Here is a 15,948-nt window from a genome sequence, read left to right as displayed (position 1 = left end):
TTACGATCAGCTTCGTGGGAAAGGGTTCAGAATCCGGGCGCTGGCGGTCCCGTACAGGAATTAACTGTGCAGGCAGCGTAATAAAAAAATGGCTTCCGGGAGGAAGCCATCAGCACAATCAGTCGCAGTATCAGATGTGTACCCTGATGAGGCACATTAAAGTTATCGGCACCTTGCTCCGAAACCTGAGCGCAACCGGCATTTTTTATAAACCTGCTAGGCAACACGCTTTTGATAAGCAGGTCCCGGCGGGTTTAGGAACATCAGTAATCTCCGCTCCCTCAATCGAAGAAAACGTAAATTCTGCCTCAGAAGCTCTTCCAGTTATCATCCCCCACTGCCGCAACGGCAGGGGTGGGCCGTAATAAAGCAGCCCTCCGTATCGGCCGGACAGCCTGAGCGTCCAGAGTGCCTGCCTGGCCCGAATCCGGAACCAGCGTAAAGTTACTCACCAGCCTGTTCAGCGCCGCCGCCTGTTCCATCAGCGAACGTGACGCGGCCGAAGCTTCTTCAACCAGCGCAGCATTCTGTTGTGTTACGTCATCCATTTGATTCACGGCAATATGGACCTGCCCGATACCCTGAGACTGTTCACTGCCGGCAACCGATATCTCATCGACAAGGTCGGCGACCTGCCGCACGGCGTCGTTCATACGGGACATATTTTCTCCTACGCCCTCAGCCTGCGTCGAACCGGCTTCGACAAAACCCATGGATAACTCAATCAGCCCCTTGATTTCACGGGCGGAGGAGGATGAACGTTGCGCGAGGTTACGAACTTCTCCCGCTACCACCGCGAAGCCGCGACCCTGCTCTCCGGCACGCGCGGCCTCGACGGCTGCGTTCAGGGCCAGAATGTTGGTCTGAAATGCAATGCCTTCAATCAGCCCGATAATATCCGTGATTTTTGCAGAGCTTCCCCTGATGTCACCCATTGTATCCAGGAGCGTGCGTACCCGCCCGGCGCTGTCCTCTGAAATATCCCGGGCATTCTTCGCCAGCTGGCTGGCAAGCTGAGTGTTTTCAGCGGTCTGACGCACGGTCTCACTCAATTGTGACATGCTTGCCGCCGTCTGCTCCAGCGAGGCAGCCTGCTCCTCGGTTCGTGAAGAGAGGTCCTCATTACCGGCTGCTATTTGCGCTGAAGCCGTGCTGACCGACTGTGAAGAGGCCTCCACCTTCGACAGCGAGGCTGAGACGTTTTCTATAAGATGATTAAACGCTTTTGCGGTCAGGCCGATTTCATCCCGGCGCGACTCGTCCACTCTGAGCGTCAGGTCAAGCCGGTGGCTGGCGTTTTCCATAGTCTGCCGCATGCCGTTGAGTTGCCCGCGGATACCGAAAACCGTTTTGAGCGCAAAGAAGGCCAGAATAGCAATGGCCAGTGCGGAACCCCCTATTAAGCTCCAGACTGTCACCTGATAAGTTCGGTCATTTTCCTGACGCAGGGTGCTGCCGATGTCCACGTTAAGTTTGAGCTGTTTCTGGTAGCCTGCAATCAACTGGCGGGCGGCTTCGCCAATGCCGTTATTGCTCTGGAGCGCCCCCAGTGCAATGGCGTCATTCTGTGCGCGTGAGCCAGCAAGAAATTCCGGAAGCGAGGATTCAACCTGTTTGATGGTGGAGAACGCTCTCTCTGTCAACTGCCGGTCCTCCTCGTTCGATATGTCATTATTCAGGTAATAGTTGTTCAGTGATTTAATATTACTTATAGCTTCATCGATTTTCTTTTCGACTTCAGCCTGTCGCCGCGGATCTGTTGCGCTCTGGTGGCGGTAGAGCCAGATAATGAGGGAATTACTGCCGTCTACCAGTTTTCCCAGATCCAGCAATGACGGAACGGTATTTTCCTGTACATACTGAAAGCGGGACTGGAATCCGCCGGCAACCATGACGGCCACGATGACCATCGCGACCAGCGAGGCAGAGAGAAGTGAAAAGGTAAGCAACAATCGCTGTGTAATCGTCATCTGTAATTCCTGCCATTGTAAGTGACTAATAATTTATGAAATCTGAAAATAATAAAAACTTTCAGCATATTTATCGGCAGAAATGCAGGAAACGTTATTTCAAATTAAGCGGACCCGCGGCGCACGGGTATCGCGTTTTCCCCCATTGACCAGCCACCACCGCCCGGACTGGATGGACGGAGCTGCAGGGGCAGATAAATGGATGCTGTGACTATGGGTAAGTGTCGCTGCAGAGCAAGAGGCCTGCTGCTTCTTTTACCTCCGACCTTCTGACTGATAAGCTGCTGACAGGCCGCTAAAGCGGCATTCACAGCACAGGCTTAGCACTGCTCGCCCGTCTGAATATCGGCTTCAGTAGCCTGCTGACCGCCGCTACAATTTTCAGTAAGCTGATAATAGCAGGCTCTGCCTACGCCATTATGCTCATATGCATCAGATTCAAACGGAAGAAACGCGGATGAAAGACTCAGAAGTTGAACTGACAGAATCCCTCTACTGGGAGGCTTGCCGGATTACCGGCATGATTTGCCTGAATCTGGCCGACCGGGGCCAGCAGACCGATCGTAATCGATTGATCCGGGAGCTGGTCACGCTCGTAAAAGCCAGCGAAAAGGAAAATGAAGTCTGTAATCCCTCGCTGATTTTCGCGATTGAACAGCTCCGGGGCGACGACCCGGATGAAGTCAGACTTCACAGCTGAATCGGGTGCAGACTCAACAGACTACTCCGGGCAGGGATGATGTCATAAAATACCGCATTTCAGTGCCAGTTTTTAATGTGGTCCTGCATGAAGGATGCCTCTTATGGATAACGACAATCTGAACGTCAGTCACCTGGCCTGGTGCGGGCTGATTGCACTGCACACTGCCCGCCGCGACGGGGTCGCGACCTCCCCCGCGCAGGACAACCTCTTTCTGACCCGCTGGCTGGCTACCGCCGAGAAGCAGCGGCGTTTTCCCCGGGAGCTTGCCAGCGACATCAGCTGACTGCTGAAAGAAGGGCGGGTGAAGGGACTGCGTGCCGACCTGCCCGGCAAGCTCGACTATCTGTGGCGCGCCGGCAACGGCAACCTGCAGGGGCAGAACGACCTGTTCCGGCTGCAGCACGCCCTGCACGCGGTGAAACTGACTGGATGGATTTACATGGTGCTGGCAGAGAGTGAATGGCGCGGCCGCCGGCAGCTTCGCCTGAGCCCTTCGGTATCGGGCATTTACCTGAACCGTCACGCGCTCGACGCCGGCTTTGACGAGCACGGCCTCCAGCGCATCCCCCTGCCCGCGCGCATCACCGGCGAGCTGCCCGCGCTCGATAAACTGCTGTAGCGGTCGGGCTGGCGCCGGGAGGCGGCCAGAAGTGCGGATGAACATCTGCACCTACTCCTCGCGGACGGATTCCGGGCAGCCTGAGGCCGGAACAGCAATGGTCACGGACGTTACAGGCTACAGTGAACCTCCACGCCGGCTCAGGTTTAAGGGCGGGCGGCCGATAACTCCCGCGTAAGCAGAATAATAAATCGGTTGTTTTCATTCCCTGAACGGGGAGCCGCTCGGCGGCACCCCACTTTTTTTGACGGCGTCCACGTGCGCGATCGCCAGGACAGGAACCACAGCATGAACAGGCATGAAGTCACGTCTCAGCTGTTTCGCAGCGCGGGCTACGATCCGACCACCGGCGTGCTGGAGCTGGAGTACCGGGACGGCGCGTGCTGGCGCTGGCTCGCGGTGCCGGCAAAGGTGTATCAGGCGTTCTGCGCGGCTGCGGACGCTGACGCATTTTTCATGAGCAGCATCGAGGGCCGCTACCTTTCCCTGCGGGGCAGCCTCAGCCTGCGGCGCGGCGTCTGACGCCATCATCTGCGCGTACGCATCATAATCTTCAGCTGTCTACTGTCGCGCGGTTATCATTATCCCGACTGGCCACGTGCCGGCCGCGGCCACGCCGTTCAGTCAGGTGGCCGTTTCCCCTCGGAAAGTAGCGTTTCAGCCATTACTGATTCGGGCATCCGGGAATAACGAGTACGGATGCTCCCGGATAACATAAGGAAAATTACGTCACGAAAAATGGATTTCACCCACAGCTGCTGGAAGATGCGGCAGCCTGATTTTCCTGGACACTGGTATCCCTTGACGGGTTTGAGCTCACACATTAAAAATGTTTTACAGACCCGCGGACAGTCACTCCTTAACCATCCTGAGCGGAAAATCATTTTCCGGCGCTATCCGCTCGGGGATATGCCAGCATCTACGTTCAGCGCCTTCTGCAGCGCTGTTGCTGAACACGCGCACGTCCGGGCTGTCCGGGAAGAAAATCTCACCGGCATGATTCACAGCGAGGACCGCTTTAGCTGAAGGACGTCTTCCGCCGCCGGTATTCACTGCGGCACATCTTGATTCTCCTGTTACGGTCGAGGGTGACAGCTTTCCCAGGTGCGGTTCTCTCTGCCTGCGTGCTCCTCTGCCCGCGGTCGTGTTTGCCGATTTACCGCCACCTGAGGGGGTCCTGCGGATTGCGGACACCCGCGCCCTGGGTTTCAGCATGCCGCTCTGGTTGTCACCTCAGACAGTCAGTCGGGTTGAATCCCGCCTGTGGCTTCTGATGGGGATGTTTTTTATCCCCGTATATCCGGAGCTGACAGACCGGCAATGGAAAAAAGTCATACCCAACGGCGTCTGTGCCAGAGAACGGATAATAATGGAGAAGGACGGGGAGGCCGTGAGCCTCGATTTCCACTGGCAAAGTCGCACGCACTGAAACCTTTGAAAGAGTAAATTCCGGTGCTGCCGAGAGCATGTTTGTCAGCGGGAAAGTGCAGCAGTACTTAGGGGGAGCATGATAAAACGTGTTATATACCCGATCTGCAAAAGCATGGTCAGGCTGCCCCCCAGATATCTGATGCAGAGCCCGTAACCGGCACCGGCAGCATATCAGACCAGATGAACATAAGGCCGCCCCAGGGGTTTCTGGCTCCTCCACACCGCTAAACCTTCCCTTTATATCAGTCAGCCCATCAGGCATGTCCCTCTTTCACTGAATGTGCCACATCCCTGACGGCTTTCTCCACGCCTTCTGAGTTTATCTGAATACTGGCAATGACCTCACCTGCCTCGCGCATGAGCGCCACGCCGTCCTTTGTGTTTGACATACTGCCCTCTATACCACAGAGTACTTTTTTGGCCAGCAGGTTGTTATCCACCACGACCCGTTCGATTTCTTCAGTGGCAGCACTGACGCTTGCTGCAAGGTTGCGGACTTCTGCGGCGACAACGGCAAAGCTTCTGCCTGAGGCACCCGCCCTGGCTGCTTCAATAGCGGCATTCAGGGCAATCAGCCTTGTCTGCATGGCAAAGCTTCGGATTGTTTCGACCATACCGTCAATGCTGTCAGACTGACTGTTGAGTCGGGATATATCCGCTGAAACCGAGCTCATCCCAAGAGCAATCCTGTCTATCATTCTGATGCTGTTCTCGATTACGTCTGCACCTGTCTGGGCACTTCCCCGTGTCTGGACTGCCATATCCCACGCGTGCACGGCGGCATCCTGCTCTTTCTGATTTCTCAGGACCTGACCGGTAACGTCTGAAGCAAATTTCACAATTTTATACAGTTTGCCATCTGGGCTGAATACCGGATTATAGGTGGCACGTAACCAAAGCGGGGCACCACGACTATTCAGTCGTGGAAACTGGCCAGAGAAAAATTCACCCTGATTCAGTTTTTCCCAGAACTGCCGGTACTCATCACTTTTATACAGTGATTCGCTACAAAATAGCCTGTGATGCTGACCGATGACCTCCTCCCGCTGATACCCGGTGGCGCTAAGGAAGTTTTCGTTAACATCAAGTACAAGTCCGGTTGGATCGAACGTAATGACGGCCATAGAGCGGCTGATGGCATTGACGACTGACTCCAGTTCCAGTGCTGACTGTACGCGCCCGGAAACGTCTGCGGCTATTTTGATGATTTTAAAAACCCTCCCGCGCCTGTCAGCAACGGGAATGTAGCTTGCCTCTAGCCATACGGGACGGTTGCCCTTTGCCAGCCTCATATACTTACCACTGAAGCTCTCACCGTCCGCAAGGCGCTGCCAGAAATGGCGGTATTCAGGTGTACTGATTAGCGAAGGGGCACAAAACATGCTGTGGTGGTGTCCGATTATTTCGTCGGCTCGGTAGCCCATAGTAGTAAGAAAAAGCGGGCTGGCCTTCCGGATTATTCCGGCTGGGGTGAACTCAATAACTGGCATAGCCTGCTCAAGCGCGCCTACAGAAGCGGATAAACGTGAGCGACTTAGGGAAAACAGATTTTTTAACGTATGCAGGAGCATGATATGTTCCGGATTATCCAATGACTGCTTCGGTTATCGGCAAACCGAATGTGGACATTATGTATTGCTGTGATAGTCACGGGTTACAATTGTTTCGAACTTTAACAAGATTGCTAAACACCTCCTGGAGCTAACTACTGTCTACTAACCAGATTGTCGGACACCATGAATCTGATGGCGTGCAACATGTAAGTCAGGTCAGCATACCTTCCGTGTGAGAACCTTACAGCTGTCTGAGCAACGGATGCGCTTTTAGCCAGACACGCTCTGCTCTGTGGACCTTCACCGTATAGCCCTTCTGCATAGGAATCTTTTCCTGATTGATATCCAACACAACTGCATACCCGTTTTCTATCCGTCCGTATCTGAAGTGACGAAACGCATGTTTCTCCTGACACTGCGAGCCGGTGTGATATGCCAGCATGGGAGAACCTCTTCATAAGCGGGAAAAAACGTGCGTTCATGAACAGAGGTGTCGTCATAACGGAAAACGATGCCTCGCCCTAGCGTGAAGCAATGATACGCCTGAGCGTTCTCAGGCTATGTGCCCGGTGGGCAAGCCGCAATCCGGCGGCTGGAACGATAGATCTGGCGTCACTGATGTCCGAACAGCAGGAGTCCGAACAGGAAGTAGAGCGATGTGACAAATATTGAACATCCAAGCTTTCCGGGCAGCACCACGGAAGAGAAGGGGTTGTGATTGTGACGTCGCCCAGCCACAGGGGGCATGGTTGATATTCATGACAGGCGCCCACGGGTGATTGCCCCTGACGCCGTTCGCGAGTAATTGAGTACCAGCACGTCTCCCACTCGGCTAAAGTCCGGTGCTTATTTTGGCCTGCAGAGTGGGCAGTTGAGGCAGTATTCGACAGGGTCGGTTGCTTTGTAATAGAAACAGCAGGTGCGACGAAAGCGCACAGGCTTTCCCGCCGCGTTTAGCTGGAGAGGTCGGCGAAAGCGTTGCAGCGGGTTCCAGGACAGGCCAAAGAGAGAAGGTGAAGCCTGTCCGATCAACCAGTTAAAATCGGCATCCCTGCGCTCGTTCTGCGTTTCATCGAGCCTGTCCATTCGGCCCTGATAAAGTGAAAAAACCCGCATCGCGGTATTTTCCCAGAGTATCTGTATGGGCAGTCCGCTCACTCCGGCCAGACTTTGCCAGAGCGGAGAAAGAAACCCGCGGAAAAGCGCTGACACGACTTCTTCACGCCAGGCATCTCGCTCACCGGGAAGATAGCATGTCACTAGAGTGTCTGCCGGGAGCGACGATGTCCATAGCCCGTTATCGTGAGCATACTCAAGCCGGCTGCGAGAAAGAGAGAAGGTCAGGCCACTGTCAAACACGCTCATAGCATAGAGCACATTGCCCGTCGCGAGAAATGCCAGACGTTTTGCAAACAGCGAGGCGGCTATGGCCACATCCGGTGCGCCTGTCAGCGGCATCACGAGACGTAAAAAGGCATCGCAATGTTTCGCATTGAGCACATATTCTGCCGGCATACTGCGCGCGTCGGCCGCCGCGAGGGGCCGTAAGCGGAAATTCTTCTGCAGAAAGGCTTGCTCCTCAGGCGTCAGCATGTAGCGCCCCGGGAAAAGGAATACACAGCGGCGAGCGAAAGAAAGGATCTTCAATAATCCGGCACTGCAGGTTAAACACCTTATTCACCAGCGCTTCAGTCATGATATCCCCCGGCGCACCCTGTGCATAAACCCGTCCGTCGTGTACGGCGACCAGATGGTCGGCGTAGCGGCTGGCCAGATTAAGATCGTGCAGGACCATAACGATGGTTTTACCGTGCGTCTGGTTCAGGTCGCGCAACAGTTCAAGCACCTCAACCTGATGGGCCAGATCAAGATAGGTGGTCGGCTCATCCAGCAGCAACGTATCGGTCGCCTGTGCCAGCGTCATGGCAATCCAGACGCGCTGCCGCTGCCCGCCTGATAAGGCATCCACAGGGCGATGCTGTAATGCATCAGTTCCGGTCAGTCGAAGGGCCTCGTCTACCTGCCTTTCATCTTCCGCTGACCACTGACGTAACCAGCTCTGATACGGGAAGCGTCCCAGGCTAACGAGCTGACGTACGGAAATTCCTTCGGGGGCGACGGGGATCTGCGGCAGGATCGCCAGCCGGCGGGCGACCTGCGCCGTACTGCTGGCATGAATATCCATCCCGTCCAGTATAACGGTTCCCGACTGCGGCCTGAGAAGCCGGGCCATTGCCCGGAGCAGGGTGCTTTTACCACAGCCATTACTCCCGATCAGTACAGAGACTTTCGCGGCGGGCAGTTTGAGATCCAGCGAGTGTATGACCTGCTGCTGTGTATAGCTCACGTTCAGCTTATGAGTGGAAAGAGACACGTTTTCTCCATCAGTTTACGTACGCTGCCGGATAAGCAACGCCAGAAAAAACGGCGCGCCGACCAGCGCAACAAAGATGCCCGCCGGAAGATCTGCAGGCCGGAACAGCGTTCTGGCCAGCAGGTCAGCAGTAACCACCATGACGCCGCCGCAGCAGGCGGTGACAAACGCCTGGCCAAAAATGCCGTGACGTACAATCTGTCTGCCGAGGTGGGGCGCTATCAGGCCAACAAACGCCATGGCGCCCACCATTGCTATCGCGCCGCCGGAAAGTATCACGCAGCCCAACAATAGCAGGGCCCGCATTACATGCACCCGCACACCCAGCCCCGTGGCAAGGTCGTCGTCCAGCAGAAGCGTGCTCAGATAACGCAGCGAAAACAGCCAGAGCAGCAATGCCGCCAGATCGATGGCGAGGAGGTGACGCACCTTTTCCCAGGTCGCCGCATAAACGCTGCCGCTAAGCCATACCCACGCAGAAAAGGTGGTAGTCAGTGGGCTGAAAACCAGTATGAAGGTCACCACCGCGCCCGCCATTGCCGAGACGCCGACACCCGTCAGGATCAGTCGGGCTGGCGTCAGCCCCCTGGGCCCTGAAAGTATGAATACCAGGCCAACCGCGCAGGTGGCGCCAGCCATCGCTGCCACCGGCATCAGCGCGCTACCCCATGAAAAACTGAAAAAAGAAAGCCACAGCAGCGCCCCGACGCTTGCGCCGGTAGTGACGCCGAGCGTGTCCGGAGAAGCCAGCGGATTACGTACCAGCAGCTGCATAACCAGTCCGGCGAGTCCAAGCCCCGCGCCTGAAAGAAGCGCAAGCGCCACGCGGGGTAAACGCAGCTCGTGCAGGATGAAGCTTTGTGAGCTGGCGTCAGGATGTATCAGGAGCCACAGCGCCTGATACAGCGGAAGGGGTACGTCGCCGGCGCTTAATGCAGCAAGCGTCATCAGCAGCGAAGCCAACAGGCAGAGCAGCATGACCAACGGTAATCGCCCGGCGTAAAGGCGTGAAAACGGGCCGCAGCGTATAACGCGGTTATCAGACATGGTGTCTCCTGCGCTGCGCCAGCACTATAAAAAATGGCGCGCCCATCAGCGCCGTCATGACGCCGACGGGGACTTCCTGCGGTAAAATTATCACGCGCGCCACGATATCCGCCGTCAGCAACAGTAACGCGCCGATCAATGCGCAGGCCGGTAGCATCAGACGCAGGTCGCTGCCAAACAGCTGGCGGGCGATATGCGGCACTATCAGTCCGACGAAGCCGATGCTACCGGCGAGTGCCACGGCGTTTCCCGCCAGCCCCACGACCAGCAGGCTGGCAAGGAGGCGGACACGGACGATATTTTGCCCAAGGCCGGTGGCAATTTCCTCGCCGGCACGTAGTACATCCATCTGGCCGGCAGACAGGCACGCGACAACAGTCAGCAGCGTTCCGGGAAGCAGCATCGCATAGACATGAGGCAGGTCATGACCCGACAGGCTCCCGGCCAGCCAGAACAGCATCGTATCAAGCGTCTCCTGGTCGATAACGAGGATTGCTTGGGTAATGGCATTACACAGCGCGGTTATCGCCACCCCAGCCAGCACCAGCGGAAGTGGATTATCCCGTCCGTTACCTGCCCGGCTGGCGAACCACACCAGCATACTGGCCGCGCACGCCCCGAAAAATGCCAGTAAAAGTGTCTGCCAGGGGATGCTCAGGGAAAGAACGCTACCGGCCAGCACAACTGCCAGCGCCGCGCCCGCATTGACGCCGAACAGCCCGGGCGATGCCACAGGATTGCGAGTCAGCGCCTGCATAAGTCCGCCCGCCACAGCCAGAAAAGCCCCCACACACATGGCCAGCCATGTGCGTGGCAACCGGGATGTGCGAATGATGGCGTCAGCCGCACGGAGGGGATCGGAGTGAAACAAAGCGTCAGCCACCTGCGAAAGCGTGTAAAAGCGCACTCCGATCATGACGCTGAGCACCATCATCAGCGCCAGAAGGGCACAGCAGAACAGAAAGCGTGCTTTCACGATGCCCCCCGGCTCAGCGCCAGCTCTGTGTCAGTGAGGATCTGATTTGCGCCAATAATGCCACCCGACAGACTCCATGGAACGCTGTCAACCGTCCTTAACTGCCGTATTCTCACGGCGCTCAGTTGCTGCCAGAGCGGATGCGCAGTCATCACCCGGTACTGACGCAGAATGGCAGGGCTTTCCGCCCGCAGCAGAATGAAAAAGATATCGGCATCCAGCAGCGGCAGGTTCTCCATACTGGAAAAGCGCAACGACGTGCCGCGCGTCTGCGTAGCCTGCCCGTTCCAGTCAAAACCGAGTTCGGACATCACAGATCCAGGAAAGCTTTGCGGAGTGTAGCTGCGGATGTGATCGGGGCGGACTTCAATGACAGATACCCGGGGTCTGGCCTGTGAACCGAACCGTTCTCTCATTAGGGTCTGAAGGGCGACAATGCGTGAATCCCAGCGCTGAAGCAGGTTTCCTGCCTCATTGACCTTTGAGAGTTTTTCTGCAACGACTTTCAGCGTTTTTTTAAATTCATAAACGTCATCGAGCAGCACCACGGGCGCAATCTTTTCCATCAGCGGCGCAACATCCTGATGGCGGAAACGGGAAGCAAATATGATATCGGGCCTGAGCAGCGCTATTTTTTCAAGCGCCGGCTGGGTTTCCAGGCCTAACTGCGGCACGCCTGAAAACTGGTTTCGCAGGTAACGGTAAACCGGCTTTTCCGCCCAGGATTCAACGATCCCGCAGGGCGTAATGCCCAGCGCCGCCAGGCTGTCGGTGGCACCCTGAAACAGTGAAACGGCACGCTGGGCGGGCCGTTGCACGGCCAGAAGGCCGGGTGACACGCTGCATAACAGCAGCGCCTGCAGCCAGCGCCGGCGAAGAGGCGAAAAGTAAAATTGTTTCTCCATCGTCAGGTTTACCGCCCCGGAAGCGGGGCGGCCATAATCAGAAGTCAAGACTGTAGCCGAGCGTGGCCGTGCGCCCCCTCCCGGCAAAATAGCGGTCAGGGTCAACGGAGGCGCTCTGCGAATAATAAGTGATGTATTTTTTATTCAGCAGGTTGGAAATGCCCAGGCTCAGCTGTCCACGGGGAAGTTTATAACCCACGGCTGCATCTACCAGTGTGTAACCGGAGAAATCCTTTTCCTCATCGTCGAATTTTTTGCTCATAGCCCAGTTGGCCTGCAGGAAGGTACTCAGCTCCGTATTCCAGTTTGCTGACCAGCTGGCGATGAGGCGATCCGGCGCGATATTCAGGCCGTCAAGTTTTGCATCCAGGCTGCCGTTTTCATCGCTGTCGTAACGGCCGCGCATATGAGACCAGGCGAGCGTGAGCTTATGATCCGCATTAGGGCTGTAGCCCGCGCTGACCTCCAGGCCATCGATTTGCGTTTTTTCCCGGCGGGCGACAAATGCGTCATCAACCAGTTCCACGCGGCTTCCGAGCTTTGAAGACGAACGGTAATAGCTTGCTTCAAAATCAAAGGGCGCCTGCTGAATGCGGAAGCCCGCCTCGCTATTTTTGGTGACGATCGGTTTCAGGCCGCTGTATTCATCCAGCCTGACGCCCGGGGTGTCAATGCCCCGTAGCACGCGGCCCACGTCAGGCACGGTGAAACCTTCGCTGTAGCTGGCAAACAAGCTGATCGGCGCCAGTGGCGTCCAGACGATACCCGCGTTGTACAGCGTCTGATCAAAGGTGGGCGTGCCTCCCTCAACGCTGACGCGATCGTTCGCCCAGGTCGTCTGATAACTGTCAATATTCAGTCGCGCGTATTCATAGCGTACGCCACCGCTGAGCTTTACTGACTCTACCGGGGAATACTCAAGCTGCAGGAACGGGGACAGGTCGGTATAGTTAATTTCAGGTACGTAAGTCCGCCCGGTTGACCATAAATCCTGCTTGGAATTGTCAAAAAGGGTATCAAATCCTACCGTTGCCTTAAAGCGATCGTCCCAGAAATCATCTTTGGTCAGCGCGATTTTGGTGCCGTATTTGTCGGTAAAGGCGCGGCTCTGATCGTATAAGGCCCCGATGGGCGCAATGGCCGGATCCTGGAAAGAAGAAGAGTTTGTCGCGCCAAACAGCGCTTCGTAGCGCTGATAATAGGCCAGCGCGGTGAGCTTCATGCCCGCCAGATTATAGTTATCGTAGGTGGTACCCACCGTCCAGACATCGTTGTGCGGCGCGCGGCCTTCCGGCCTGCCTTTGGCAGAGGTGGTCAGTATGCCGGCATCGCGATCGCCGGTCACGCTGACATAGTTGTCTTTATTTTTCAGTCGGTAGCGATTAAGACTCAGCTGAATGCGCTGGTCATTATCCAGCCAGTAACCGACCTTCGCCAGCATGTCCCACGCGCGTGAATCCATCAGGTCGCCCTGGGTATTATCCACACCAATCGCACGGTTATCTGCGTCTTTGAACAAGCCCTGATCTTCAAAGCTCAGCGCGAACAGATAATCTACGTATTCCTCGCTGCCGTTAACACTGTAGTTCGTTTTATAGGCCAGCGTATCGTGGTCAAATTCAGCCGTAGGCGTCGTGGCTTCGACGCCGAGGTGCTGATTGACGGTGCCGGGCTTTGCGCGCTTTGTGATGATATTAATCACTCCACCTGTCGCCCCGATCCCGTTGCTCGCATTAGCACCCTTGATGACTTCAATACGCTCAATCATGGACGCGTCAATGGTGTGCATTTCCCGCCCGGTAGGGCGCAGAGGGTTGGATTGTGGAATACCATCAATCATCACCAGCGGCATACGGCCGCGCAACGTTTCACCGCTGCCGGACATTTTCTGTCGCGCAGGGGAAAAAGACGGGAGCAGGTTGCTCAGAATCTGGGATGTGTCAGACGTCAGCTGTCGCTGCTGGCTAATCTCTTTTTCGCCAATCACCCTGATGACCTGAGGAGAATCATTGCGTGAACCTTCGGTACGGGTTGCATCAACGACCAGCTCCTCCTCTGCACTATCACGGGCATAAAGCGGGGATGACGCGAGCAGCGTCAACGCAGCACACAGTGTGGAAACTTTCATACAAATGATCCTCTGCTCTGAACACTTACATTCAGGGTTGATTGGCTTCATTGGTTTATGCGAACAGCAATGAGAATGAATATGATAACGGTTATTAATAACAAATTGTAAGGATAAAGTCAGGAAATGATGCATTTCAATTCTGAATGTGAATGGCACACTCGCTGCGTTAGCTTAAGTGCGCAGGTTGGCTAGCGGGGTGCAGGGATAGGCAGCAGGTGATTAGACCGGTCAGGTCAAAGCGGAAATGGCTTTCAGGAGTGCGGAGGTGATTCTGACCGGATAACCCTCAGGGATTTATGATGACGCAAATGGTGCACAGCCTGAAAGGCGTGGAACCATGTAAGATGAGTCTTAAGTAGTCCGCACAGCATCTTGTGAAGTCATCTGAGCCTGCTGTCGTGCACCTCACTGGGAAAAATACCGCGGATAATAGAAGAGATGATGGCGATGGCTCCAGGGTTGGAGCAGCCGAAAAGAAGAGTTCGGCATCACCCTGGTCGGTAAAAAGTGGCCGCAACGTAAGCTAGGCGGGAGAGGACAGTGATACTGATCTGTCATCGGATGTGGAAAACGCTGATTGTGTAAGAACCCTCCGTCTAAACACTTACAGATGGCAGGCGTGGTACAAAGCCTCGCAATAGCTGAACGTTTGAAAGTCTGTAAGGTGATGGATTGTTACATGGGGAAGCTGGTTCAGGTTGGTCTGCAAGCAAAGCTGAAGACACGGTTTATACAGTTCGTAAGATCGGGCTATGCCTGACTTGAAAAAAATCCGCCGTATCGGACTACGGCGGCAGATGTCACACAGGGTTGTCAGCTATTAGTGCTGCTTGTTAGTCATGGAATATGCCCAGAGGCACATTACCAGTGCGGGGTGAATTGTATACCTTTCTAAATATGCTGCCGGGATTTGACGGAACATTTTGGGAACATAAAAAAATACCAGAAATTTCTTAAGTAAATAGCGCACAATTAATACATAACCCATTATCAATAATGAATTATCCGATCTTTCGGTTGATTAAATATCTGCACTACTTGAAGTATAATTGGTCGAAAATTTGTGCAGCAGCTACTAGAATTTTATTCGTTAAGTCAAATTTAAAAGACGAAAACGGAGCGTACGATGCAAGATGACATTGCAGCTGAGTGTGAAATTCAGATAAAACGTTTGGCGGGTATGTATCAGATGGGGGACGGCTACCAGCAAACAAAAGAAGCGATCAACTCAATCCTAACGGACTTCAATCATGGACTGGGGAGAGAGGTGTCTGTACGCATCATGGTATGGAGTGATTTACATGCTTCGCTAAAAAATTCCCTGATAATTTCAGCCGACCCTCGCTGGATAGAAGCGATTCGCTATGCGATTTCGCGAGTTAAGTCGTTCAAGCAGAATGCAATGGCATCCCATGCAGCCCGTGTGGCTTCCCATGCCTTAGCCGCAAATGAACAGAATTAATTCACTTTATTTGAGCGAATGTTCATGGCAGGAAAGCAAATAGCCGGATTGCAGCAGTACATCAACAAACAGCGCAAGTGATTACGTATGACGAGTCACTCCATTATGTTCAGGTCTTAGAAATTTGAGCTGAGTTCTGCAAATCTTTAAGCGATACCGAAATGAGAGCCCTTACCACAGGGTAAGGAGTGTCTGAGGCACTGAAGGCAGACAATATGTCAGTTACGGTAATGCTGGCGGGATTACGGGATAATGCGTAACCGCCGTACATGCCGGGCATACTCTTAACTAGGCCTTCATCCCTGAGCACCGCTATCAGACTTTCAAGGTAACTAACAGAAAGTGAAACTTCTGAAATTAAATCTCTGACAGGTATAACTTTCTCCTCACTCAGAGCCATCATGATGTTTAGAGCGTTGTTCTGTTTACTGGTAAGCATCCTTTAGAAGCCCGTTAATTTTCTCTTTCAAAAGAATACCACTGTTGTCGGGGACGTTGATCCAAATGGATCGGCATAGCTGAATCCACCGACAAGGACTGGCGGTTAACCCAACATCTGGCTTGTCTCTCGATGGGTGCGAAGCGGCTGCCGGTTGCGATGAATCGCCACGGGTAATCTAGACACTTTTGAGCCGTTGATAATATAGGTTTTCATATTCAGCCGGTGGCATCTGCTCGCTCGAACCATGCCGACGCTTACTGTTATAAAACATTTCGATGTAATCAAAAATATCGCTTCTGGCTTCGTCTCTCGTTCCGTAGATCTTTTTCTTAATC

The 15,948-nt window shown here is 54.6% G+C and carries 13 protein-coding genes and 2 pseudogenes; 5 read left to right on the top strand and 10 right to left on the bottom strand.

Annotation, left to right across the window (positions count from 1 at the left end; genetic code table 11):
- Positions 1–308: 308 nt before the first annotated feature.
- A complete protein-coding gene (locus tag F3J37_RS27035; RefSeq protein WP_034831105.1) occupies positions 309–1,970 on the bottom strand; it encodes a methyl-accepting chemotaxis protein in 1,662 nt (553 codons plus the stop codon).
- Between the two features lie 457 nt (positions 1,971–2,427).
- On the opposite strand from F3J37_RS27035, the gene F3J37_RS27030 reads away from it, so the two are divergent.
- The 3 genes and pseudogenes from F3J37_RS27030 to F3J37_RS27020 all read left to right on the top strand — a co-directional run bounded on the left by F3J37_RS27030 (position 2,428) and on the right by F3J37_RS27020 (position 3,814).
- Positions 2,428–2,670, top strand: a complete 243-nt coding sequence (locus tag F3J37_RS27030) for a DUF2767 family protein (protein ID WP_034831111.1) — start codon at positions 2,428–2,430, stop codon at positions 2,668–2,670.
- A 103-nt stretch (positions 2,671–2,773) separates the two neighbouring features.
- A pseudogene (locus F3J37_RS28595) lies at positions 2,774–3,376 on the top strand (DUF2913 family protein).
- 204 nt (positions 3,377–3,580) lie between these two features.
- A complete protein-coding gene (locus tag F3J37_RS27020; RefSeq protein ID WP_034831103.1) occupies positions 3,581–3,814 on the top strand; it encodes a KTSC domain-containing protein in 234 nt (77 codons plus the stop codon).
- A 1,163-nt stretch (positions 3,815–4,977) separates the two neighbouring features.
- On the opposite strand, the gene F3J37_RS27015 is transcribed toward F3J37_RS27020, so the two are convergent.
- Positions 4,978–6,294 carry a methyl-accepting chemotaxis protein gene (locus tag F3J37_RS27015; protein WP_240154185.1) on the bottom strand — a complete coding sequence of 439 codons (1,317 nt, stop codon included), beginning with the start codon at positions 6,292–6,294 and terminating at the stop codon, positions 4,978–4,980.
- 687 nt (positions 6,295–6,981) lie between these two features.
- Here F3J37_RS27015 and F3J37_RS28590 point away from each other — a divergent pair.
- Positions 6,982–7,078: pseudogene (locus tag F3J37_RS28590) on the top strand (SOS response-associated peptidase); the annotation flags it as partial.
- Between the two features lie 44 nt (positions 7,079–7,122).
- Here F3J37_RS28590 and F3J37_RS27010 read toward each other — a convergent pair.
- From F3J37_RS27010 to F3J37_RS26985, 6 genes are read right to left on the bottom strand one after another with little or no spacing between them, the layout of a single operon-like run.
- Entirely contained in the window at positions 7,123–7,869 is a 747-nt protein-coding gene (locus F3J37_RS27010) for an IucA/IucC family C-terminal-domain containing protein (protein WP_034831095.1), read from the bottom strand.
- On the bottom strand, positions 7,856–8,650 hold the full coding sequence (locus F3J37_RS27005) for an ABC transporter ATP-binding protein (protein ID WP_034831093.1): 795 nt from the start codon (positions 8,648–8,650) through the stop codon (positions 7,856–7,858). Before F3J37_RS27005 ends, F3J37_RS27010 begins: the two co-directional genes overlap by 14 nt.
- 15 nt (positions 8,651–8,665) lie before the next feature.
- Entirely contained in the window at positions 8,666–9,697 is a 1,032-nt protein-coding gene (locus F3J37_RS27000) for a FecCD family ABC transporter permease (protein ID WP_034831091.1), read from the bottom strand.
- On the bottom strand, positions 9,690–10,673 hold the full coding sequence (locus F3J37_RS26995; protein ID WP_166936704.1) for a FecCD family ABC transporter permease: 984 nt from the start codon (positions 10,671–10,673) through the stop codon (positions 9,690–9,692). The genes F3J37_RS27000 and F3J37_RS26995 overlap by 8 nt, the downstream gene beginning before the upstream one ends.
- Positions 10,670–11,578, bottom strand: a complete 909-nt coding sequence (locus F3J37_RS26990) for an ABC transporter substrate-binding protein (RefSeq protein WP_034831088.1) — start codon at positions 11,576–11,578, stop codon at positions 10,670–10,672. The genes F3J37_RS26995 and F3J37_RS26990 overlap by 4 nt, the downstream gene beginning before the upstream one ends.
- A gap of 37 nt (positions 11,579–11,615) precedes the next feature.
- Positions 11,616–13,706: a TonB-dependent receptor gene (locus F3J37_RS26985; protein ID WP_034831086.1), complete on the bottom strand. Its 2,091-nt coding sequence runs from the start codon at positions 13,704–13,706 to the stop codon at positions 11,616–11,618.
- A gap of 1,129 nt (positions 13,707–14,835) precedes the next feature.
- Between F3J37_RS26985 and F3J37_RS26980 the strand changes: the two genes are divergently transcribed.
- Positions 14,836–15,171, top strand: a complete 336-nt coding sequence (locus tag F3J37_RS26980) for a hypothetical protein (protein ID WP_034831085.1) — start codon at positions 14,836–14,838, stop codon at positions 15,169–15,171.
- Between the two features lie 109 nt (positions 15,172–15,280).
- On the opposite strand, the gene F3J37_RS28560 is transcribed toward F3J37_RS26980, so the two are convergent.
- Together F3J37_RS28560 and F3J37_RS26970 are read right to left on the bottom strand one after the other, a co-directional pair.
- Positions 15,281–15,610, bottom strand: a complete 330-nt coding sequence (locus F3J37_RS28560; protein ID WP_052127597.1) for an RrF2 family transcriptional regulator — start codon at positions 15,608–15,610, stop codon at positions 15,281–15,283.
- Between the two features lie 178 nt (positions 15,611–15,788).
- Positions 15,789–15,948, bottom strand: a 160-nt coding sequence (locus tag F3J37_RS26970; RefSeq protein ID WP_166936702.1) for an IS3 family transposase, incomplete at its 5' end; no start/stop codon positions are given.

The sequence above is a fragment of the Candidatus Pantoea communis genome, from assembly GCF_011752685.1.
GTDB lineage: Bacteria > Pseudomonadota > Gammaproteobacteria > Enterobacterales > Enterobacteriaceae > Pantoea > Pantoea communis.
This window is presented reverse-complemented; position numbering and strand designations above follow the sequence as displayed.